Source organism: Ferrovum myxofaciens (genome assembly GCF_000735045.1).
GTDB lineage: Bacteria > Pseudomonadota > Gammaproteobacteria > Burkholderiales > Ferrovaceae > Ferrovum > Ferrovum myxofaciens.
On sequence record NZ_JPOQ01000401.1, the window covers coordinates 1 to 372 of the forward strand.

At 52.7% G+C, this 372-nt stretch carries 1 pseudogene; it reads left to right on the top strand.

Going from position 1 to position 372, the window contains the following annotated elements:
• Positions 1-146 precede the first annotated feature (146 nt).
• Positions 147-372 (top strand): annotated as a pseudogene (locus tag IV91_RS0114245) (hypothetical protein); the annotation flags it as partial.

Below are 372 nucleotides of genomic sequence, written 5' to 3' on the forward strand. Positions count from 1 at the left end.
ACCGTGGCAGTGCTCGGTAACCCTGCGCGCTGGCCGCACCATTTTTTGACTTCGGGCCATTCCGTTCTCTCCTTGCTTTCTTCTCCTTGCGCTCTGCGACACGGCTCCAAAACGCATGAAACAACCCGACAACAAGGAGAAACAGCATGGACGCAATCACCAAAACCAGAAAATCCAGACAGATAAAGGCCGACACTCACCAAACCGCATGTGTGGTACAGACGGAAGACCTTCCCCCTTATGGGGCAGAAATCGAGGATGGGGTCATTCAGAAGGCACTGGATATTCTGGCTTCGAGAATCCGGAAAGCAGAATCATTTCTGAACAGTCCGGGAGCAGTACGGGATTTTCTGCGGATCAAGATGGCAGGAC